Source organism: Treponema sp. OMZ 788 (genome assembly GCF_024181245.1).
GTDB lineage: Bacteria > Spirochaetota > Spirochaetia > Treponematales > Treponemataceae > Treponema_B.
Genome location: NZ_CP051199.1, coordinates 181,492 through 204,023, shown reverse-complemented (window position 1 = coordinate 204,023; position 22,532 = coordinate 181,492). Strand labels below are relative to the sequence as shown.

Sequence of the window (22,532 nt, the reverse complement as noted above, 5' to 3'; positions counted from 1 at the left end):
ATCGGGCAGGGGGGATTTGAACCCCCGACTTCTTGGTCCCGAACCAAGCGCGCTACCCCTGCGCTACTGCCCGTAAATAAAAAGCTGAATAAAAAAAAGCTCACCACTAAAGGCGGTGAGCTTTTTCGGGAGCGACGGGGCTCGAACCCGCGATCTCCGGCGTGACAGGCCAGCGCGATAACCAGCTTCGCTACGCCCCCATAAGGTTTGCACATTCTATCAAAACGAAAAGAAAATGTCAATAGATTTTCACAAAAAAATAAAAAAAAAGCCCAAAATAATTGGGCTTTTTTACGCTTAGCTAGGGTTTTCCGTAATAAGACGGCTTAATTTTGAAATCGAAGCTCCTGTGTCGGACTCAACCTTTCTAGTATTGTTTATAGCAAGATCCAAGGTATTGATACTGTTCAGCATTTCAGAAATTTCAGAATTAACTTGGTCTGTGGCACTTAAAAGGCGTTTAAAGCTGCCTGAAATATCTGAACGGGTATGGCTGATATTATCTTTTTCTTTTTGCACATTGGTAAACTCTTCCAAAAGAGTATTCATAATCGAATTCATTTTATCGGTTTGAGTATTTACATCAGAAATAAAGCCCGAAATATTGGACAAGATATGCTGAAAATCAAAAACTTTTTGATTTATATCATCAAAACTTTTTTGAAGCACGCTTGAGGCCTCTGCCGATTGGCGTATGCTGTTATTTATCTGACTCAATATCTTGCCGGTAGAATCGGCCTCGGTTGCGGAACCTTCTGCAAGTTTTCTTATTTCGTCGGCAACAACAGCGAAGCCCTTACCTGCATCTCCTGCGTGAGCCGCCTCTATCGCAGCATTCATTGCCAAGAGGTTTGTTTGTTCGGCTAAGGCAGTAATCAGCTGGTTAGCTTCAAGAAGACCTTCGGAGCTTTGATAAATATTTGCTATAATTGCAGTTACCTTTGCCAAATTATCCTTGCCCATCTTGCTTGCATCAGAAAGTAAGGCAAAATCCCGGTTTATTGTTTCAAATTTATCGGAAAGATCATTGGTAACCTTATTAAGCTCCTTTATTTGTAAAACCGTGTTTTCTGCAGCCCTGGATTGACTTTCGATTCCTTCGGAAATATTATCTAAAAACAAATTAAGACTATCTGTGGCATTTTGTGTTCCCCGTAACTCTCCGTCTTGTACTGTAATTTCCTGCCTTACTGATTCGGCATATCCGGAAAGTTTTCGCATCGCATCTTCAGCTATATTCATGTTTTCGGTTAAAACAACTTCTTGATGCTTCAAATCACTGCTTGTATTTTTTATCTCATCAAACAAAAGGCCTCTTTGTTTATCGGACTCGATGAGCATAGCTCTAACCTCATCAGCTCTTTTAGTTTCAAGATAATTTCTCCATGCAAGACAAAAGGCTTGTGCAAATAAAAATCCTGAAAAACCGAAAGGCAGCAAATTGCCGAAGTTTGAAATCATCATACTATATAAAACATCATTGACTGCCGAAATAGCCAAAAATGCAACGCCTATTACAATAGGAATACTTCCTGTTCTTTTCTTTATTAATATACGTATTACAAAGTAAATAGCATACAAAACTTCTCCCAGTAATATTATCTGATGTACAAAAATAAATTTTCCGTAAATGTATGCAGGACTTACCAAAATAAATAAAAAATATGCAACGGCTTCAACCGCAATTATTATATATACCAAATTTTTTATATCTTCTTTATACAAAGATCTAAAATATGTAAATATAAAAAATCCTACAGTTGCAAATGTAAAATAATCCAACTTTGTGGTAAGCTCCCAAGAAGCCGAAGGAAAAATATATTTAAAAACATACCCCATTACGGAAGTACGCAGAATAACCGTCGAAGTAAAAAAGATAAAGTACAAAAGATTTCTGTTTCTAGGATGAAAAATAAAAAGGGCCAAATGATAAAGAATAATTGCAATCCCGAACCCGAAAACAAAGATGTCCACAAAGTGCTTTGCTGCAACTGCATTGCCTATATTTTCTTTTAAACCGATACTTATCGGATGATAAATTCCTCCGCGTGCGTGGGCAAAGTTTGAAACCTGAAGTGCAATATAAATTTCGTTACGGTCTTGAGGAATATCATACAGAATATCACTTATGCCGGTCTTTGAATTTTCTTTTGAAGAAGACGGAGAACCAGCCCTCATAACTTCTTCTCCGTCAACAAACAAGGCCCAAGCCGAAACAGGCGAGCTAATTTTTAAGGTAAGTTTAGGAGCCCTTTGAGGCATCAATATTTTAAATGTGTATGTTCCGCTGCCTAAATTTGAAAGCTGCGTGCCGTCCGAAAGAATAACCTTGCTCCATTCCATAGGGCATGGAATAAATACGCCGGCTTTTTCGATATCCTCTTTTGAAAAAATCAGCTTATTATTGTAAAAGCCCATTTCTCCGTTTAAAGTTAAAACTCGTGAAGAAGCAAAATCGGAATTTCGTAAATCTAACACGCCCTTTTTGATTTCTTCAGAAAAAACCGATAGGCCTGCCAAGAAAAAAAAGGCATAGGGCCAAAATAAATTTTATCGGCACTTGTTGTTTAGCTTTTGATTTTTCAAACATTTTGTTCCTGCATAACGGCAGGTGATTGTACATTTTGAATTTCATTTTCATCTCCTTCTTCAGTTTCGGATACCAAATTTTTGCACTCAACAACCTTTCCCATAAACACATCAGTGATGGTGCGTATTTTTTCCGATTCCTTAACTGTATCTTCAACTTTATTTTCCGGCTCAGGCGGAATATATTCTTTTACAATTAATTTATATCTTTTTCCCGTAATTTCAAACATACAGGCGGTAACCGTGTCTTTTTGCTTTTGAATCAGCGTATAGTCAAACGAGCTGCGTGCAAAAAGAGTAAGGCTGTCTTCTTTTAAAAGCCAATCCTTGCTTTGGCCTACGGCAGAAGACAATATCCCGCTCTTTTCTAAAAGAGCTTCAAGCAGAGGTTCTTTTAAATTCTCTACATTACTAAAATTATTTTCTACATTGCGGGCAGTCTGAAGTACGGTTTCTTGTTCCTCATCTTTTTTTTCAAAAGATATATTTTCCGAAGGAATATTATTTGAAACCGGCTGTTTCTCTTCATTTTTTTTTTCAGGAAACCCGTCCAATTTATTGTCGCGTTTTAATACGGCCTTAAATTGTTCGGTCAAACTGCCCGCATGGTTAAAAGACTGTGAAGTCTCCGCAGGCTTATTTTCTTCAATGTGATGCATCATTCGCACAGGTTCGGCATTTGCACGGCGGCCTGAAAGAAGGCTTTGGGCTGCGTCAAAGGCGGCTTTTAAACCGGCAGGCGAAACATAATCGCTCAACCACGAAAGGCGCGAAACGGCAAGCTCCAATTCATACCGCTGATCAATAGAAAATCTAAGATCCTTAAAAAGCTGGAGCATTATACTTAGGGCTCTTTCTATTTGCACGGTCTCCCAGCCATGCAAAATATCTTGAGGAAAGCGGTCGGCTCTTTGGCCGATGAGGGCCTCCTTTGTTATGCCGTGCTTTACCAATAAAAGACTTCTAAAATAATCGGCACAGTCCGAAACTACCTGCTCAGCCGAAATTCCTCCCTGTAAGATTCCATCCAAGATAGAAAGGGCTTCCCGGCCGTTTTTTTGCAACACAGGCCGACACAAGTTTATTTATTGAATCGACACCTGTAAGACCGAGCTTTTCATGTATCTTTTCAAAGGTGATATGCCCGTCCGAAAAGGCTGCAACCTGATCAAAAAGGGTATAAGCATCCCGCACGCTTCCTGTAGCTTCGCGGGCAATCCAATAAAGAGCCTCATCATCTGCTGCTATGCCCATCTCTTCAGCCGCATCGCCCAAAGCTTTTTTTAAAATCTCTATCGAAACAAGCTTAAAATTAAACTGCTGGCAGCGGCTTTTAATAGTAGCCGGAACCTTGTGAATTTCGGTAGTGGCAAAGATAAACACAACGTAGGGCGGCGGCTCTTCTATTGTTTTTAAAAGAGCATTAAAGGCGCTTGTCGAAAGCATATGAACTTCGTCAATTATATAAATTTTGTACCTGTTAGAATTCGGAGGAAATAAAATTTCGTCCTTTATCTGTCTTACATCATTTACACTCGTATTTGAAGCACCGTCAATCTCGATTACATCCAAACATGAACCGGCAGTAATTTCTTCGCAAGAGGTACAATTACCGCATGGAGTGGGCCTCGGCCCCTCGGCACAGTTAAGTACCTTGGCTAGAATTCTAGCTGAGCTTGTTTTTCCGCAGCCTCTCGGCCCCGAAAAAAGATAAGCATGGGCTATCTTACCTGCCTCAATCGATTTTTGCAATGTTGCGGCAACAAATTCTTGGCCCAGCAAATCTTCAAATCGCTGAGGCCGCCTCCGTGTCGCTGTTACTTGATATTCCATATTTAGCAGTATAGCACAAATTAATTCAAAATTAAACTAGGCAGCCCTTCAATTTTATATCATATCTTACTTGAAAAAAAATATATTTTCTTTTAATATTTTGATATTCTTTTACAAAAAAACATACAACAATAGTAGAGGTGATAGTTATGAAAAAATTAGGAAGAATTTTGACTTTATCTATTTTTATATGTTTTTCTTTTCTTTTAGTTTCATGCACGGGCTGCTCAAGCCGTTTTTTTCTACAAAGCACAGGAAAAGATGAAATTTCGATTGTAAGCTATAATGCTCAAACTTTTTTTGATGCTGTAGAGGATGGGAACGAATTTAAAGAATTCAAGGGTTCAAAAACAAAGTGGTCTAAAGAGAAGTACGCAGAAAGGCTTCTGAGATTAAAAGAAGCCGTAAATCTTGCATGTTTGGGACTAGGTTTAGGCGAAAAAGAGATTCCCGATATTCTTGTTTTGCAGGAAATAGAAAGCCGATCCGTTATAGACGATTTTTGCAAAATCCTCCCGATGAATAACTCATACAAATACGCAGTTTTTATTCCTCCGCAAAACAGAGGAGCTTTCAGCACTGCCCTGCTTTCAAAATTTCCTATAACAGAAACAAAGGTGTTTAATGTATATTCGGGAAAAAGATCCTTAAGGCCGCTCATCGAAACCAGAATTCAAATAGGCAATTCTACCGGAGATAACGAATTGGTACTATTAAATGTTCATTGGAAATCCAAGGTAGGAGACTCAGATACAGATTCTATTAGAAGGCAGCAGGAAGAACAAGCCTATAAAAGGCTTTTAGAATTAAAAAATTCAGAACCGCAGACCCCATTTATTATCTGCGGCGACTTTAATCAGACCTTGGGAGAATTTTCGCTTTTATCGGAATTTGATAATTGCTGGAATGCCGAGACCTATCAAAGGGCTGTTCAAGCAGGCAGTCAGCCTTCCGGAAGTTATTTTTATAGGGGAAAATGGGAAGGAATCGACCATTTTTTCTATTCGGATAATTTAAGCGACGGAAAAAACTTGGATTTAAGCTTTTTTTGTGTAATTAACTCGATGCCTCTGACCAACAAAGCTGGGAAACCTCAAAAATATTCCGTGAGCAAAGGAACAGGATATTCCGATCATTTACCCATAGGAATAATTCTCAAAAGGCAATAAAATTTTTTAAGCCATACTATTCGTAAAAATAAAAAACCTTCCGCTTTTAAAGCAGAAGGTTTATAAAAATACCGGCGAAGGGACTTGAACCCTTACGGAGTCGCCCCCAATAGATTTTGAGTCTATCGTGTATACCATTTCACCACGCCGGCTCATTGAAGACTTATTGTATCATAAAAATAAAACTTTGTAAAGCCCTTTTTTAGGCTGAATTTTAGGTTTATAAACTGTAAAAGAGCTGTCAAAAAAAAGAGCCCGCTCTCGCGGGCTAACTCGGTCCCGTACGAAGGAGGATTACGAAACCGAGCATACATATCCAACAAAAATAGTAAGCATAAGTTACATACTATTTGCATAATTACTTATTTATTTATAAAAAGCACTATAAGCCCTATAGGCCATATAAAGGTCAGCCTTGCTTATAATTTCATATGGAGCATGCATTGAAAGTACAGGAACACCGCAATCAACAACTTCAGCACCGTATTTTGCGATAATATAGGCAATTGTTCCGCCTCCGCCGGCATCTATTTTGCCGAGCTCGGCAGTCTGCCAGACAACATTATTGTCATCAAATATTTTTCTTACTTTTTGTAAGAACTCGGCATTGGCATCGTTTGAACCGCCCTTTCCGCCGGAACCGGTATACTTGTTGATACAGATACCGTTGCCTATAAAGGCCGAATTCATTTTTTCAAAAACGGAGGGGAATGCAGGGTCAAAGCCTGCAGAAACATCGGCAGAAAGCATATAAGAATTAGCAAAGGCTCTTCTTACATCAATATCCCTGTAGTCTTTGTTTAATGCAGCTATTTCTGCAACCATATTTTCAAAATATAGAGCCTGCATACCGGTATTGCCTACCGAGCCTATTTCTTCCTTATCGGCAAAAAGAGCAGCGGCAGTCCGCGAGGGGGATTCAATCTCCAAAATAGCTTTTAAGGTTGTGTAAGCACAAACCCTGTCATCGTGGCCGTGGCCTGCAATAAGGGAGCTGTCAAAGCCGACATTTCGGGCCTTTCCGGCAGGAACAACTTCCAGCTCTGCAACCCTAAAATCTTCTTCGATAATGCCGTATTTTTCATTAAGAATTTTTAAGATATTATCTTTTATCGGATTTTTTGACTCTTCGTTTTTATCGTCTTTTTTTTCGTTTGAAGCAGGCTTCTGATTTCCTACAAGAATATTAAGCTGCTCGCCGGTTATACCTTCAGCCATTGTTTCCTGAAGCTGTTTTTTTGACAAATGAATCAAAAGGTCATTAATAAAAAGAACCGGATCTTTTTCATCTTCGCCTATGCAAATGTCAACTTTTTTTCCTTCCTTTGTAAAGATAACCCCGTGAATGGCCAAAGGAATCGTAGTCCACTGATATTTTTTTACACCGCCGTAATAGTGAGTTTTTAAAAAAGCAAGATTAGACTCTTCAAAAAGAGGCATTTGCTTTAAGTCAAGGCGGGGGCTGTCGATGTGAGCTCCGATAATATTCATACCCTGAGTAATATCATCACCCAAAACCATCAAAACTACGGACTTTTCTTTATTATTTAAATAAACCTTTGTACCCTTTTTTGCCGAACCGCTTTTTATTACTTCTTCAAGAGACTTAAAGCCGTGTTTTTTAGCCTGCTTAATAATCTCTACAGTACATTCTCTTTCTGTTTTTCCATTGTTCAAAAAATCCAAATAACCATCCGAAAGTTTACCGAGCTCGGAAAGCTCATCCTTAGTCAAATTTTCCCATGCAGATTTCTGCTTATAAGACAAATCCATAACGCACCTCATTAATTTTTCCTGCCGAAGGCAGTCTTATTTTCCCGTAAAGTATATATCTTTTTTTTGTTTTATAAAAGGGGTAAAACATGCAAAGCACACGGAACTTGACAGATGCCGAAAATTTATATAGATTTGTATCAATTAAGGAGAATAACAAATGAAAAGGATAGGTATATTTTTGATATTTTTAATTACGGGGATTTTTTCGGCTTCTTGTAATACGAAATCAGCCGAAAACATTACCCGAATGAGCGGCTCCCAGCTTGAAGCCATTATAAAAGATGCGAAAGAAGTAAAAAACTATCTCATAATCGATGTAAGAGAAGACTATGAATATAAGGCCGGCCATGTACCGAATGCAATCAATATCAGTGTGCAGGAAATCGAAAGCCGCATTTCAGAAATTGCCGATTGGAAAGAAAAAAATGTAGTTGTCGTATGCAGGAGCGGAAGAAGGAGCCGGTCAGCCGCCGAAATTCTAGCAAAGCACGGGTTTAAAAAAATATTTGATGCAGACGGTGTAAGCAAATATAATTATAAATTAGTTAAATAAAGAACCTCTTTGATTTTATAAAAAACTCATTAAAAAGGGCTTGCCTAAAAAGCGATTATATGGCAATATAGCCCCTTAGGAGATATATCGTGTCAAACAAATTTAGAATTGAAGATGAAGAACAATTAATTTCTTCCTTAAAAGCTCTTATTGAGGCGATCAAAACACAGGAAAACCCTGAAGAATTAAATCTATATCGCCGCATCTTTAAAAAAGCAGTCCCGCTCACGATGCGGTCTTATGTTGCCGCCTACCTTATTAAACAAGCGGGAATCGGCGGTAACCGTATTTATAAAAAAGACAACCGCAACGGTTTAGGAAAAGGACCTTTTAAACAAAATCCTGCAAGACCGGCAAGGCCCAAAGTTATATTGGCAGAAGAAGAATCGACAAGTCTTTTTATCGGTATCGGCCGCAAAAGGGGAATTTTCCCAAAAGATATTATAACATTACTGATTCAGGGAGCCGGTATTTCGCGTGAGCATATCGGAGATATAAGGATTTTGGATAACTACTGTTTTGTTCAGGTTATGCAGGATGAGGCAGAAAGTATCATAGAAAAACTTAACAACAGTTATTATCGAGGAAAAAATTTAACGGTCAGCCATTCAAGAAGACCGGAGGATGAAAGTTTTGAAGATTCAGAAAACTTTAATGATGAAAATATAGAAAACTATACTGAAGAAGAAACTTCAGAAACTCAGACCGAAACCGAAGCATAAACTTCAAAAATCCCCTCTTAAAAAGAGGGGATTTTTTTAACAGACTGTCAATACTTTTTTTAACAGACTTGTAAGAAAAAAATAAATTTGCTAGAATAAGGTATGAAAAATTGTATTTACTCGGCATATTCAAAAGAAGATGCCAAAAATTTTATTAAAGAAGTTGGAAGTTTCTGGCATGTATATTTAACATTTGACAGCAGCAAAATAGTAGAAATTTTAAAAGAAGAAAATTTTGATTTTGTAATCTTAGATGCAGAATCGGGAGGGCTTTTTCTACCGGATATAATCGAATTAATCAAAAATGAATTTCCCCGGATTCATATATTCATCATAATACATTGTAAACAAACCGATTTACAATACAATATATTAAACTCAAATGTATCGGAAATTTTTGAACTCCCAAAAGATTTAAAAGGTGTGTATGAAAAAATCGAAAACTTTTTTCTCGAAGAATCTTGTAAAGAAAAAACACCTGCCTACACAAAAGAAGACGAAAATACGCAAATAATCAAAAAAGAAATAATCGGGGTCAGCAAGGAAGCCAGCGAGCTCAGAGAATTTATTTACCGAGCCGCCAACTCAAAACTGCCTGTTCTTATTTCAGGTGAGACAGGCTCCGGAAAAGGTTTAGCTGCAAATTTAATACATCGGCTGTCTCATATCAAAGAAAAAAACTTTATGCCTATCAATGTAAGCTGTATACCTGACTCATTGGCAGAGTCTTTTTTGTTCGGCACAGAAGCAGGCAGCTTTACGGGTGCAGTAAAAAAAGAAGGAGCGTTTTTTGAAGCCTTAGGCGGCACAATTTTTTTGGATGAAATGGAAACGCTTTCGATGGATATCCAAGCAAAACTTCTGCAAGTTATCGAATCAGGTATTATAAGACCGGTGGGATCGACAAAACCAAAGAAGGTAGAATTCCGTTTAATAGCAGCAACAAACGAAGACCTGAAAAAAATGATTAACGAAAAAAAATTCCGCCAAGATCTATTTTATAGACTTCATGTTCTGCACCATGAAATACCGCCCCTGCGTAACCGAAAAGAAGATATAAAGTACATTGCTCAAGCTTATCTTAACAAGCAAGGAAAAACCATAAGTGATGGGGCTCAAGCAAAGCTCAATTTTCACAACTGGCCGGGAAACATCAGAGAATTATATAATTGTCTGGATAGGGCATGTAATCTTGCCGGCCCGGAGGAACAAATAGAAAACCGTCATATAAAATTCTAGTCGTTTTCGGCAGGTTTTTGGGTTTGATGAATTCCCTTTCCCTTTAAGCAGACAGTTCCGTCTTTTAGAATTATTTGCCCCAATACATTTACCGGTCTATCGGGATCTATCTTTGAAACAAAATCACAAAAGACAGGAACAACACCTTCAAGGACCTGTTTTGTATCGTAACCAACCAAAAGATTAAAAGCAGTACTGTATGTACCGGTTTGTATATTTGTAGGCATACCTTTCCATACAACCCAGCAATCAAGGTAAAGCAGGGGTTCTTGTTTTACTTGAGCATAAGAATAAATATCCTTTATATTGTCAAAGCCGGGCTCTTCAAAATAATCCATCAAAAGTCTGGATTTTTGCTTTATCGAAAAAGAAGCATTCGATGAAAGCAGCCTGTTTATCTCAACCTGAGCAGCATTATCCCTGTGGGCATTAAAATATGTTTGAGCATCAGAATAGGCTTTTAAGATTTGGCTCTGGGTCAAAACATAAACATAAGAGCCCTCCATATCCACAGCATAACGCCTTTCATTACCGTCCAGTTTAAATTCCTCTAAATTAGCCCTTCCGCTGTCTAAAAACTGTCTGGTTTTTGCGATATAAGGCACAATAAAAACAAAGGAGACAAGCGAAATGCCTAAAACAAGGGCAACAGCAATAAGTCTGCCTTTTTTTTCTTCATACCCCGGACGCGGAAAAAGATTTTTTATTTTACCTGATTGAACAAAATTGCCCATTTTTTCAGGAGAGTTATTTTTACGGATAATGTCCAAGCCTTTTTTTGCAAGTTTACAATTGGGGTTGTGTTCAAGGGCTTGTAAATAATATTCAACTGCTTCTGTTGTAAGAGAGCGTCTTAATGCCATAGCGGCATAAGTAGATAGCAAATCCGTATCTGTAGGTTTTATTTGTCTAGCTCTTAAAAAATAATCCATCGCACCCTGTATGTCTCCCGCATGGAAAGATGCTAAGCCCAAATAAAAATGAAAGGCAAAAGAATCCCTGTATTCGACCACATGAGGTTCCAACAAAGAGATAACTTCATTATATTTCTTTTTAGCTAATAATTTTTTACCTTGATCTACAATGGAAACAGCCATTTTTTATTCCTGTATATTTTGTATTGCATCATCTGTTTGTTTCATTAGATCTTCAATATATTCATCAGAAGCCATATCCGGATTTGATTCAAGTTCAAGAATCTTGTCCAATAGAGCCTGTATATACTGATAATCTTTTTCCTCCTGAGCTTTTTCATTTACGCTTTCGGCAGGAGCAGGAGGCAGTACCGGTTTCGGCTTGGGAACAGGAATATTAGTATTTTCATAATCGGCCTCTTTTGCAGATGTATTATTCTTTCGTAAAAAGTCATAACAGCCTATCAACATATTCACATTTAAGGTTTCATTGTTTTCCAACACCGATTTTGGCCAAACAAAGAGCAGAGCCGAATCATTATGCAAATATTTGGTACTGAATAATCTACCTTGAATGGTTTTAGGCAGCCACTTAATGCTTTGAAGCCGATCCCAGTTTGCAACATAAATTTTATCAGGCATATCCGCCTCGGAATGATTGATTAAGAACAAGCAGGCCGAATCCGAATTTGCAGAAATAATTGCAGAGTCCTTTTCAAATTTAGGCTCTAAGAGAGTTTCTCTAAAAATTCCCGTTCTAAGATCAGTATAAAGGGGTGTTTTCCGGTTTTCACCCAACTTAGTATCAAAAAGAGCTTTTAAGGCAAACTCTGCATTACCGCCGCTAGTGTTTTCGACTACAGTTTCAATCTTTAAAAGAGGACCGCTAGTACCGTAAGTTTTTTGAGTAAACGACAATGTTTGAGTAACATAAAAAGCATCTTCCGCCTCATACATAATCTTTATTGAATCTTCATCGGCTTCGATATTTAACGGCTTACCGATTTTCTTTTTTAATTCGTAAACCTTACTGTCCTTATAAACATAGAACTTATTTGTGCGGCCAAGAGATCTGTCATCATAGAGAGGAATGTATTTTCCCTTTCCCCTAATGGAAAGATTATAAAGACAAAAATTTCCCGTTTTTCTAAAAACCACAAGCTTAAGATTGTCTTTTAAAAGTTCGTAATCGGGCAGAGATTTAGCATGTAGAAAAAATGTTGTTAAACCCAATAATAAAATCGTTAAATATCTTTTTTTCATTGACTTTTTTCCTCCAAAAGTTGATTATACATACCCTGCAAAACTTTGGCTTTTTTTATAAGAGCTTCAATTGCAGCTCTTCTGGCCTTTGGATCCGAATAATCTGCAGCAGGATCTTCCTCATCAGCAGTCATTTCTGGAGTGTATTTAGCATCCATTTGTGCTAAGGTCGCCAAAAGCTCTTGATTTCTTAACTCAAACAGAACCAGTTTGTCATTTAACTCTTCATTCCGTTTTCTTTCCATTTTGAGCTGTTCCGAAAGATCTGCAACTCTGGAATCTCCTCCGGCATCGGAAGACTGTCTTTGGTATGCCGCTATAGTCTGCTCATAATTTTTTTTATTTTTTTCGGATTCTTCAGAAAGTTTTAAAAGCTCCTCATGGCTTATTTTTAGGAGCTTTAAAAGCTCATCCTGAGTAGAAGCCTGATCTATTAAGGCAATCTTATATCTGGATGATTCAACCTTTGCCGATGACGGATAATCGATTATAACGCGGGAAAAAATGGTCCTGGCATCTTTTAACCGGCCTACCATGTAGAGGTTTTCACCTATCCAATAATATGCAGAGGCAGCTTGTCTGTGATTGGGGTATTTTCTCAAAAAGCCGTATAAAACATTGATGGATTGATCATGCTTTGCCGAAAGACAGCAAATTCTACCTTGCTGATACATAATCTCGGCAGCCTTGGAGCTATTCGGGAATCTCTTTAAAAAGGTTTCTGCATCTTTAAGAGCAACAGTATAATTCCTAGCCGATGCATTTGCCATTATAAGCCAATAAAGAGGCTCATCCGCAGAATTTTTTGAAGTGTCCATTGCCTTTTGAAAAGAAAACAGAGCAGAAGACCAATCGGATCGGGCATAGGCATCTAATCCGGATGACATATAATCGGTGTAGTTTTGTGAAAAGGCGTTTACGGTAAAAAGTAGAAAAAATAAGATTAAATTTTTTTTCATATTCTTAAATCCCCCGAAAAGAAAGCTGAACCGGACACAATTACATCTGCACCGGCCTCAATAACCGACCCCGCATTTTTTGAATCGATTCCCCCATCGACAGAAATCAAATAATTATAGTTTTTTTCTTGACGCAATGATTTTAAGCGTTTAACTTTTTCTAAACAATAAGGTATAAGTTTTTGTCCGCCGAAACCGGGATTAACGCTCATGACCAAGATAAGATCTACCAAGGGTGCTATTTCTTCGAGCATTCCGACAGGTGTGGTAGGAACAATGCTTACCCCGGCCTTCATCCCATGAGCACGGATATCGGCAATAAGCCTGTCTGCATGAATAGATGCTTCGGCATGAAAGGTAAAATAGTCGGTTCCGGCCTTTGCAAAGGCATCAACCAAATTTTCAGGATTATTGACCATTAGATGAACATCAAAAACAAGCCCGGAGCATGGCCTGATAGCCTTTACTACCGGAGCTCCAAATGTTAAATTGGGAACAAACTGACCATCCATTACATCTATGTGAACCCAGTCGCCGCCGTTTTTTTCGATAAAGGTTAATTCTTCACCTAGTTTTGAAAAATCCGCACTTAAAAGCGAAGGGCTTAATTTAAAACACCTATCCATATATTCCATATTAGCAAACAAACAAATATATGTAAATAGGTAAATACTAAAAATTAATAAGTAGTATCATCCATATTCATAAACTCTTCCCTAACATGTTCAAGCCGAAGGAGTTCTCTTTTTATAGTCCGCTCATAGTTTAAATCGCCTGAAGCTATGCGGGCTCTTTCGTTTTCCCAAAAAGGAAGGCTGTCCAAAAATAAGAATTGGAATTCCCTCATATTGGCTTTTTTCGGCCCATAATTTTGCCTCATTCCAATAAACAAGGGCTGTTTCATAAAATTCTTCAGCCTTAGACAGGCTTTCTATATTTTGTTCTTTCCAAGGATAGTTATAAAAGTATGCAGCCTGCTTATCGAATTTGCTGCCCAACCTTAAATGCTGCTCTACCATCTTAAGGTTGAGGTGCATCATAAACATGTACCGGTATTTTTCCCATTCCTTTTTGGTAGTAACCTTTCCAAGGGCATGGAGGGGATTACAAAAATCGGCATTGATAGCCCTTTCAAGCCAATAAATATTTTCTACGATGTCGTCTGGCTCTTGCTCGTAATGAATATGATATAGTTTATAATATTGCTCCTTATATTCTACAAAATAAGGAAAAATTTGGCTATTAGAGAAAATAAAAAAACATAAAACAGCAAAAAACAAAAATCGCTTTTTCATCGATTATATTTTCGGCAAATCTTTTACAATACTCCATAATTTATCGTGAATTTCTTCAATTTGTTCAACAGCGTTAATTATAACTATGTTCATTTTAGGTTCTTTTAATCTGTACTCTTCAATAATTTTCTTATACTCGTCTTGAACCTTGTACTGAAAAGTTTTTTCTTCATATATTTCGAGTACATTACTTCTTCCCATCACCCGGTTCATAGAAACATCGACAGGCAGATCAAAGAAGAATAGAAATTCAGGAAGAGGGAAACCCTCGTTTTGCAGTTTTACAAGATCCGCAGCCCCAGCAGCAGCTTGGTAGGCAAGGCTTGAAAAAAGGTATCTATCCGAAAAAACAGACCGTCCCTCATTCAAATGCTTTAAAATTCCTTGAGTACCGTAAATATGTTCGCAGCGGTCCGCGGCAAATAAACGGGTCATAGTTTCAGGAGCAAGTTCAAACGAGCCTTGAAGAGCAGAGCGGATTAGAGAACCTATAGGGCCTGATGTAGGTTCTTGTGTAAAGTAAACAAGGGCACCCTTATCTTCAGATTCAAACCTTTCCTTTAAGAGCCGCATCTGACTCGTAGTGCCTGAGCCGTCTATTCCTTCAAATACAACAAAGTTGGGTAATATCATGAGGCCTATCATAACATTTTTTTTTTTGATATAATAGTAGTCGAGTGGAAAATATAAAAAAAAGGCGCATCATAGAAATTATCGTTTTTCTCGCAATTGTTGTAAGCTCACTGATAGTTTTTCATCCGGCGGCCGAAGCTTTGGAAGAGCAGCTGGTATATGTAAGGGATAACCTTATAAAAGCTGCCGAAGACGAACTCGAAATAAAAATTACATATGACTCTATTTCTCCCTCATTTTTTGACAAGATAAAAATAAGAGATGTTAATATTTACAATGCGGCCTCAGAGAAAAAAATAGCTCATTTTTCACTGCTATCCGTAGACTACAGGCTTCTCTCATTAATAAAAAAAGATTTTACCTCTGTAGTTGCATCCCTAGGCATTTATGACGGGATTATAGATTTTAATATTGAAACCGATAAAAATATTTTAGAAAAATTTAATACCGAGGATAGTAATGGCGGACGGGTAACAACAACTCAAAAAACAGATAACGATATTGATTCATCCGTAGATGTACTAAAAATTATTGAAGACAATTTAAGAAAAATTAAAAATATAAAACCCGTAAAAATCGAATTAAAAAATATAGCCTTAAATTATAGCGATAAAAATTCAAATGCATCTTTTTATACATCCAATGGGAAATTTACCCTCAATTCGGGTAAAATCGACTTTTATATAAACTCAAATCTTCGATACAGCAATTTTATACAAAAAAATTTTCCCGGCTTCAGTACACTAATAAATATAAACGGTTCATTTTATCCCGATGCGGTTTCGGCTTCATCAATACTAAATTTTTCGGATATAAGAATAGGCAATATATATATAGATAAATTTTCGGTCTTTGCCTCCTATTTGGATAAGATTGCTTCTATTACAACACTTCAAGACATTCAACCTATTGATGTAAAAGGTTCTTGGAATACGGTAGAAAATGCAGGAAGCATCAATCTTGAGTGTCACGGCTTAAAGCCGCTTTTGGCGGTTACACCTTCAGAAGGAATGGAACTTCTTAATGAATTAAAACAAGCCTCTTTTACCGGATATTTTAATTTAAGTTTTTCTACTGCTTCAAAACTCTTATGGGATACATCCTTTTCGATTGAACTGCCTAAATTTCAAGTTGCGGGCAATAAGATTGCAAAATCCATTCTCAGCTTTAATGCGGGCGGAGACGAAAATTTGATAAAACTAAAAAACTTAAACTTAACCAATTCGGACACAAACATCTTTGCACAAGGTTCTTACAAGATAAAAGAAATATTACCGAACTTTTATTTAAATATTTCAAAATTTAAATTAGCATCCGGTGAAAATCTGACGGCAAACTTGACTGTTTCTTCGGATCAAAATAAAATATTTTTGAAAATACCCAATATAGAAATAGGCAAAGCATCTTTAGAAAACATTCAAGGCTTATTAGAAAAAAAAACGGACAAAACCGATGTATATCTTTCAGGAAAAGATCCAAACGGAGGTTTCAGCTTTGACGGAACATGGACTCACCCCGAAAAAAAGGCTTCAGGTAAAAACATGGGCTATTTGGAGATGCATGGGGCAGCAGACTCAATCAGCATCGAAAATATTTATAACGGAGTAATATCTTTTACCGGCTTAGAGGTTCCCGGACAAAATGTCTTGGAATCGTCCATTAATCCGGTTCAAATGACGAGCGAATTTTATATATCGACCGATTTTAAAAAGTTTTCATATAATATAATACAGGCCGTTCTTGCATCAAATTCAAAAAACGGATTTTACAGTCTTTTTTCCCTTCAAGGAAACGAATCATCGCTTAACATAAGCAATATCGATATTCTTTTTAATAATATGAACCTGGGAGGAAGCATTAACTCATCTTTCGAAAAAGACAGCGTAATTTTTGATTCTCTTTTAACTTTAAACGGCATAAGTTATGAGGTTTCAGGTCTTTTAACTGATGAAGTAATAAGCATTTACGGAGATTACGGATTAAACATAAATATTCTAAAAGATATCGAAAAAAAATTAAAAGGGACTATGCAGGTAAAAGAAATCCCTGTTCCGTTTATAGATTCTATTTTTTCCGCCGACACTTCGTTTGAATATCTGGATAACACAAATTGGGAACTTATATGCAATTATGCTAAATTGGAACATCTTGAAACCGATATAACAAAAACCGATGAAGGTCTTGAGTTTTATGCAGAAGGGTATGCAAAACCAAAGGAAGCTTTTTTTCATAATGTAAAGGCAGGCATAAAAAATCAACAGCTTGAAGGAACCGCTGCTTTTAATTTAATCCCTTCTTCAACAGAAAATATTAATCAATATGCAGCTAATATTTCACTATTAGATAAAAACAAGACTGAGAGCTTTATTTTTAATTCATTATTTTCTCTATCCGATAAAATTTACTTTGATGGAACATGTAAGATAAAAGATATATCCCTTAACCGTTTTTTGAAGAAACAAAGAGCCGAAAATAAGGTGAACGCAGAATTTATTTTTCTTGGAAACCCAGATTCAGTTTCTGTAAAAGCCGACTTAAAAAATATATCGTTTAATCTAAATGGTCAAAACATTGAAGGACGAGCATCAGCTTTTATAGATAATGATAAAATTTCTCTTTATGAATCTTCATTTGAGTGGGGCATTCATAAGATTGACAACATCCAAGCCTTTATAAATCCTTCAGAACAAAATGGAGCTCTTACTTTTTTATATGAGACAGATATACAAAATCAAAACAGCAAAGAAAATTTAAATACCAGGGCAAATTTTTCTTTTGACTTTACATCTACGGCAGGCAACAAGAATACAGAAAATCAAAGTGTGCTTGAAAAAACACTCAACCTGACTTCCCACTTCAATATTGACATGAAAATATCAGACTGGATTCTTGCCGGTCAAAAGGGAGAGGGATCAGTCAAAGCTTCATTTGTAAAGGAACCGAATATTATAGCATTATATGCAGGTAACAATGACGAAATATACGGTTTTAAAACCGATGACGGAATTGTATCCCTGCATATAGACGAATCCCTTCCTCTCCATTTAAACATTGACGGTAATTTATCGGGGGATAATATAAATCTTTCCGTATCGAATATAGGGATAGACCTTGCAACGGTAATAAATATCATACCTAATAATAATATTATCAAATTTTCAGGCGGAACTGTTCAAGGAAATATTCAAATAAGCGGTACACAAAAAGATCCTTTGTTCTACGGAAATCTTAAAGGCGAAAAAGTCTTCTGTACATCTCCCGGCTATTCTCCGGACACCTACGGCCCTGTAGAAGTACCAATACAATTTGACGGAACCCTTATATCAGTACCATACACTATTCTACAAGGAAAAATCGGAAGTCTATGGGCTGAAGCCTCATCGGAATTTATAGGCTGGATCCCATACTATACTACAGTAGAATGCGGTATCCTTGAAAATACCCAAGCCCTAATAAGAACAAAAAATATAGCCTTTCACGCAGATGGAAGAGCTGAAGGCAAAGTAAGGCTTGAAATAAACCCTGAACTGGTAACGCTTGAAGGAGATGCATATTTCGATAAGGGTTATTTTTCAATTCCGTTTGCCGAGTTACAAAAGCAAAGCGAGCAAGCCTCAAATACCAACATCTTAACCGTTTTTTCCATGAATTTAAATCTTAGCCTGGGTAAAAAAATCCGAATTTAGGTTTCCATCAACGGATCTTCCTTTTTTAAGAGCTCTCGCGTACACAGAAAACGGACCTTTTAACCTAAGCCTGGATACAGGACTTGGGAAATTCGATATGTCGGGATCTGCAAAAATCCGTACAGGAGAAATTTTTTATATAAAAAGGAACTTTTACATAAAAGAAGGCGAATTAAAGATTCTTAATTCTCCTTTTCAGCAAATTGAACCTATAATATCCGTAAGAGCTGAAATAAAAGATAAAATGCCTGACGGACAGCCTCTTACGATCAGCTTAACGGCAAAGGATCAGCATCTTGACCTTGAGCGTTTTAGACCTGTAATTTCAACCTCTCCTCCTATGGCTATGTCAGACTCCGATACAATGAACTTAATGGGACAGGTAGCATTAGGCGACCTAAAAAACAGCAATGTTTTAAAAGAAACCCTGCTAAATGCTTCAGATATTTTGGCAAACATAGGTATAATGAAAAGAGTTGAACAAGAAGTCAGAAATCTTCTGCATGTAGATGTATTCTCGGCAAGAAGTCTGCTCATACAAAATGTTATATTGGAAAATTTATTTAGATCTTCAAAAGATAAGCCATTGACAATCGGTAACTATTTTGATAATACAAGTGTTTACATTGGTAAGTATTTTGGTTCTGCCATATATGCGGATGCAATGCTGCATCTTAGCTATTACGATCCGCTTTCTGCAAAAACAGATGCTGTTAGAAAACCGGTTTACGGAAATTTACTGTTTCAACCTGAAATAGGCTTTGAAATGAATACTCCGTTCTTCCTGCTTAGATGGCACATAGCTCCAAGCAGGCCCGACTCTCTGTTTGTATCGGATACAGGATTGACACTATCATGGAAATTTTCCTATTAATAGGGGGATAAAAAATGTTGAAGAAAAAAATTGTAGGTTTTATACTATTCCTTTTTGTATTAAACTGCTTTGCTCAAGAACCTGAGGGCTGGTATAACGGAAAACCGGTTTTAGAGATTAAGTTTAAGGGATTACAAAATATTGAAGCTTCAGAATTAGATGAAATCTTCAAATCATACAAGAAAAAAACTTTTTCTGATGATCTATATTGGGAAATTTTACAAAAAATCTATGCTTTAGATTACTTTACAGACATCGTGCCCAAGGCCATACCGGCAGATGAAAAGTATAATTCCGTTTTTTTGGAATTTATAGTTAAAGAAAAACCTGCCGTAAAAGATATTGTTTTTATAGGAAACAGCAATATCAAAAAATCTGATCTTCTTTCAGCTATAAACATAAAAAAGGGAGATATTTTCAATGAAATTAATGTAAAAAATGCTGAAAGAGCCTTAAAAGACTTTTATATCGAAAAAGGCTTTACAAAAGCTGAAATAGCCAGTAATACCTCAGAAGATAAAGAAAAAAACAGTATAAAAGTCGAATTCTCAGTCAAAGAAGGGAAGGTTTCAGTTATAAATAAAATTCTTTTTGAAGGAAATTCGAAATTCCCCGAAAAAGCCCTAAAAAAAGTTCTGGTTTCTAAAGAAGCATGGCTATTGCAAAAGGGTTTGTTCAGAGAAGATGCTCTACAAGCCGATAAAAGTGCAATCAAATTATTCTATGGAGAACATGGCTATATTGATGCCCATGTTGAAACTATCAAAAGGGATATAGACAGTACATCTGACCCTCAAAAAGATCAAATTACCCTTACCTATGTAATCATGGAAGGAGAACAGTTTACTTATGCGGGTATAGATTTTCAAGGTAACTATATTTTTTCAAGCGAGGAGCTAGGCGAAAAATTTAAACTAAAAAAAGGCGATATCTTTAACTTGAAAAAATTTGAAATAGGATTTGGAGATGTAGCAAACCTATATTATGAAAACGGTTATACCGGCAATTACATCGATAAAAAAGAAAACCGCAATACATCAACTAAAGAAGTTTCGTATACAGTACTCATCATCGAGAGAGAAAGAAGTCATATTGAAAATATCATAATAAAAGGAAATACCAAAACTAAGGATAAAGTAATTTTACGAGAACTCCTACTAAAAGAAGGGGATGTATTTTCTAAAACTAAAATCATGAATAGTTTTAGAAACTTGGCAAACCTCAGGTATTTCTCAACAGTTTTACCTGATGTTCTGCCCGGCTCAGAGCCTGATCTTGTGGATGTAATAATAAATGTTGAAGAACAGTCTACAGCTGGAATTCAATTCGGAATTACTTTTTCCGGAGTATCCGACACAAATGCTTTCCCAATGTCAGTGTTTGCACAATGGGAAGAAAAGAACTTGTTTGGAACCGGAAGAGAGTTATCGGTCAATCTGAATGCAGCAAGCGATACCCAGAGCTTAACTCTCGGCTTCACCGAAAACTGGTTCTTGGGCAAGCCTATTTCGGTTGGTTTTGACTTTTCTGTGGCACATAAGACACTAAATACTTATCAGGATCTCATGTATCCATTTAATAATATACCCGACCCGCATTTAACTATGGATGAATTTAATGCAAATCCTTCTTTATCGGATGCATTTAAAATGAAGTATGACCGTCTTGAATTCGGTTTCGGTATGAACTCTGGATATAGATGGTTTCCCAAATTTGCTGTTATAACATTAAGGGGCGGAGTAAATTTCGGTATTGTAAAAAAATTTTTATAACAGCAAACTATATAGACCTGCAGAGGAAAGAATTCGAACTCAACAAGACAAATGGAGCTTAAGCAACTCTTTGAAAATAAAATTATCTATAGATGATCGAGACCTTGCTCATGACCCATCGAAGGGTTGGTTTTTTAGCCAAGAGCTGAGCTTTTTCGGACTTATGCCTAAGATTGAAGATGAATACTTTTTTCAATCGGATACAAAGGGAGAATTTTATGTAACACTTTTAGACTACCCTGTAAGTGAAATATGGAATTTAAAATTTGTCCTAGGCTTTTATTCGGGATTTTCTTTCCAAGTTCCTCTTGAAAAGAAACCTATAGGTTTTGACAGACTTCTCTACATTGACGGAGCTTTTTAAAGGAAGAGGCTGGATGGGAATGGGACCCCAAGCGGCTGGAATGGTTATGCAAAATAACTGGATTGAATTCAGATGGCCCTTAGCTCATGGAATTTTATCCTTTGATTTCTTCTTTGATGCTATAGCCGTCAAAAACAGCTTAAAAGACCTAAGGTCTCTAAGTATAAACGATTATTATTTCAGCTTCGGCCCCGGATTAAGATTTTCAATTCCTCAATTCCCATTACGGTTATTATTTGCAAATACATTTATATCCGAAAACGGTAAACCGGTATGGGGAAACGGAAAAGGAGCCGACTGGAGATTTGTTCTTTCATTCAATATACCGAATTTATAAGTCTTAGTTTATAGGAGTTTAAGTATGAATAAAAAAGGTGCTTTGATTATTGTTATAATGTTATTGTTGTCTCTTGGAATCTATGCACAGCAAATTACCCGCTTTGCAGTAATAGATACAGGTCTTATTTTCGATACATTTAGGCGTGATGCAAAGGCGGCAAGGGACTATCAGGAAAAGAAAGAGAAATTTGAAAATCAAAAAAAGCTTCTTGAGGCTGAAATCGTACAGCTTAGACAAAAAAAAGTTAATGCAGAAGCTGACGGAAAAGACTCTGAAGTAAAAAAATATGAAGAAAAAATAAAGAGCAAAATTACCTTATTGATGGAATATGTAAAGGCTTCCAATGACGAATTGAATATGCTCAGAAAAAATCTTATCAATGATGATACTTTTTACAGCAGCTTATATGAAGCCGTCAGCCGAGTTGCCGAATCTGAAGGCTACACAATGGTTTTAAGCTATGAGCATAATACAGGCATCATATGGTACAGCCCTACTGTCGATATTACCGACAAGGTTATTCAAGAATTAAGAAAACAAAGTGAATAAGC

Annotated in this window: 16 protein-coding genes, 3 tRNA genes and 3 pseudogenes; 10 read left to right on the top strand and 12 right to left on the bottom strand. The window is 36.8% G+C overall.

The window, feature by feature from the left end; translation table 11 throughout:
* Position 1: 1 nt before the first annotated feature.
* The 4 genes and pseudogenes from E4O00_RS00900 to dnaX form a co-directional block, all read right to left on the bottom strand.
* A tRNA-Pro gene (locus tag E4O00_RS00900) sits at positions 2–73 on the bottom strand.
* Between the two features lie 53 nt (positions 74–126).
* Positions 127–200: transfer RNA gene (locus E4O00_RS00895), tRNA-Asp, on the bottom strand.
* A 97-nt stretch (positions 201–297) separates the two neighbouring features.
* A pseudogene (locus E4O00_RS00890) lies at positions 298–2,635 on the bottom strand (methyl-accepting chemotaxis protein).
* Positions 2,583–4,422 (bottom strand): annotated as a pseudogene (dnaX, locus tag E4O00_RS14070) (DNA polymerase III subunit gamma/tau). The pseudogenes E4O00_RS00890 and dnaX overlap by 53 nt, the downstream one beginning before the upstream one ends.
* Before the next feature lie 149 nt (positions 4,423–4,571).
* Here dnaX and E4O00_RS00875 point away from each other — a divergent pair.
* Entirely contained in the window at positions 4,572–5,591 is a 1,020-nt protein-coding gene (locus E4O00_RS00875) for an endonuclease/exonuclease/phosphatase family protein (protein WP_253678117.1), read from the top strand.
* A 69-nt stretch (positions 5,592–5,660) separates the two neighbouring features.
* Here the strand turns inward: E4O00_RS00875 and E4O00_RS00870 are convergent.
* Together E4O00_RS00870 and E4O00_RS00865 are read right to left on the bottom strand one after the other, a co-directional pair.
* Positions 5,661–5,743: transfer RNA gene (locus E4O00_RS00870), tRNA-Leu, on the bottom strand.
* 214 nt (positions 5,744–5,957) lie between these two features.
* A complete protein-coding gene (locus E4O00_RS00865) occupies positions 5,958–7,364 on the bottom strand; it encodes an aminopeptidase (RefSeq protein WP_253678116.1) in 1,407 nt (468 codons plus the stop codon).
* Between the two features lie 160 nt (positions 7,365–7,524).
* Between E4O00_RS00865 and E4O00_RS00860 the strand changes: the two genes are divergently transcribed.
* The 3 genes from E4O00_RS00860 (at position 7,525) to E4O00_RS00850 (ending at position 9,881) form a co-directional block, all read left to right on the top strand.
* Entirely contained in the window at positions 7,525–7,920 is a 396-nt protein-coding gene (locus E4O00_RS00860) for a rhodanese-like domain-containing protein (RefSeq protein WP_253678115.1), read from the top strand.
* A gap of 89 nt (positions 7,921–8,009) precedes the next feature.
* Complete coding sequence (locus E4O00_RS00855) at positions 8,010–8,642, top strand: DbpA RNA binding domain-containing protein (protein WP_253678114.1); 633 nt, start codon at positions 8,010–8,012, stop codon at positions 8,640–8,642.
* Positions 8,643–8,744: 102 nt separating this feature from the next.
* Positions 8,745–9,881: a sigma 54-interacting transcriptional regulator gene (locus tag E4O00_RS00850; protein WP_253678113.1), complete on the top strand. Its 1,137-nt coding sequence runs from the start codon at positions 8,745–8,747 to the stop codon at positions 9,879–9,881.
* Here E4O00_RS00850 and E4O00_RS00845 read toward each other — a convergent pair.
* The 6 genes and pseudogenes from E4O00_RS00845 to tmk form a co-directional block, all read right to left on the bottom strand.
* A complete protein-coding gene (locus E4O00_RS00845) occupies positions 9,878–10,978 on the bottom strand; it encodes a tetratricopeptide repeat protein (protein WP_253678112.1) in 1,101 nt (366 codons plus the stop codon). The two genes, E4O00_RS00850 and E4O00_RS00845, sit on opposite strands and share 4 nt — an antisense overlap.
* Before the next feature lie 3 nt (positions 10,979–10,981).
* Positions 10,982–12,058, bottom strand: coding sequence for a hypothetical protein (locus E4O00_RS00840; protein ID WP_253678111.1), 1,077 nt, complete (start codon positions 12,056–12,058; stop codon positions 10,982–10,984).
* On the bottom strand, positions 12,055–13,017 hold the full coding sequence (locus E4O00_RS00835) for a tetratricopeptide repeat protein (RefSeq protein WP_253678110.1): 963 nt from the start codon (positions 13,015–13,017) through the stop codon (positions 12,055–12,057). Before E4O00_RS00835 ends, E4O00_RS00840 begins: the two co-directional genes overlap by 4 nt.
* The gene (gene rpe / locus E4O00_RS00830) at positions 13,014–13,643 is read right to left on the bottom strand and encodes a ribulose-phosphate 3-epimerase (protein WP_253678109.1); all 630 of its coding nucleotides are present in this window, start codon (positions 13,641–13,643) and stop codon (positions 13,014–13,016) included. Before rpe ends, E4O00_RS00835 begins: the two co-directional genes overlap by 4 nt.
* A gap of 53 nt (positions 13,644–13,696) precedes the next feature.
* Positions 13,697–14,312: pseudogene (locus E4O00_RS00825) on the bottom strand (hypothetical protein).
* A gap of 3 nt (positions 14,313–14,315) precedes the next feature.
* Positions 14,316–14,957, bottom strand: a complete 642-nt coding sequence (gene tmk, locus E4O00_RS00820; protein WP_371921862.1) for a dTMP kinase — start codon at positions 14,955–14,957, stop codon at positions 14,316–14,318.
* A 32-nt stretch (positions 14,958–14,989) separates the two neighbouring features.
* Between tmk and E4O00_RS00815 the strand changes: the two genes are divergently transcribed.
* From E4O00_RS00815 to E4O00_RS00790, 6 genes are all read left to right on the top strand, one after another.
* Positions 14,990–18,631 (top strand): translocation/assembly module TamB domain-containing protein, encoded by a 3,642-nt coding sequence (locus E4O00_RS00815; protein ID WP_253678107.1) that lies wholly within the window; start codon positions 14,990–14,992, stop codon positions 18,629–18,631.
* Positions 18,632–18,728: 97 nt separating this feature from the next.
* Positions 18,729–19,505 (top strand): hypothetical protein, encoded by a 777-nt coding sequence (locus tag E4O00_RS00810; protein WP_253678106.1) that lies wholly within the window; start codon positions 18,729–18,731, stop codon positions 19,503–19,505.
* Between the two features lie 14 nt (positions 19,506–19,519).
* Positions 19,520–21,277: an outer membrane protein assembly factor BamA gene (bamA, locus tag E4O00_RS00805; RefSeq protein WP_253678105.1), complete on the top strand. Its 1,758-nt coding sequence runs from the start codon at positions 19,520–19,522 to the stop codon at positions 21,275–21,277.
* A 70-nt stretch (positions 21,278–21,347) separates the two neighbouring features.
* Positions 21,348–21,641 (top strand): BamA/TamA family outer membrane protein, encoded by a 294-nt coding sequence (locus E4O00_RS00800; RefSeq protein ID WP_253678104.1) that lies wholly within the window; start codon positions 21,348–21,350, stop codon positions 21,639–21,641.
* A 13-nt stretch (positions 21,642–21,654) separates the two neighbouring features.
* Positions 21,655–21,978 (top strand): BamA/TamA family outer membrane protein, encoded by a 324-nt coding sequence (locus E4O00_RS00795; RefSeq protein ID WP_253678103.1) that lies wholly within the window; start codon positions 21,655–21,657, stop codon positions 21,976–21,978.
* 24 nt (positions 21,979–22,002) lie between these two features.
* On the top strand, positions 22,003–22,530 hold the full coding sequence (locus E4O00_RS00790; RefSeq protein WP_253678102.1) for an OmpH/Skp family outer membrane protein: 528 nt from the start codon (positions 22,003–22,005) through the stop codon (positions 22,528–22,530).
* Positions 22,531–22,532 lie beyond the last annotated feature (2 nt).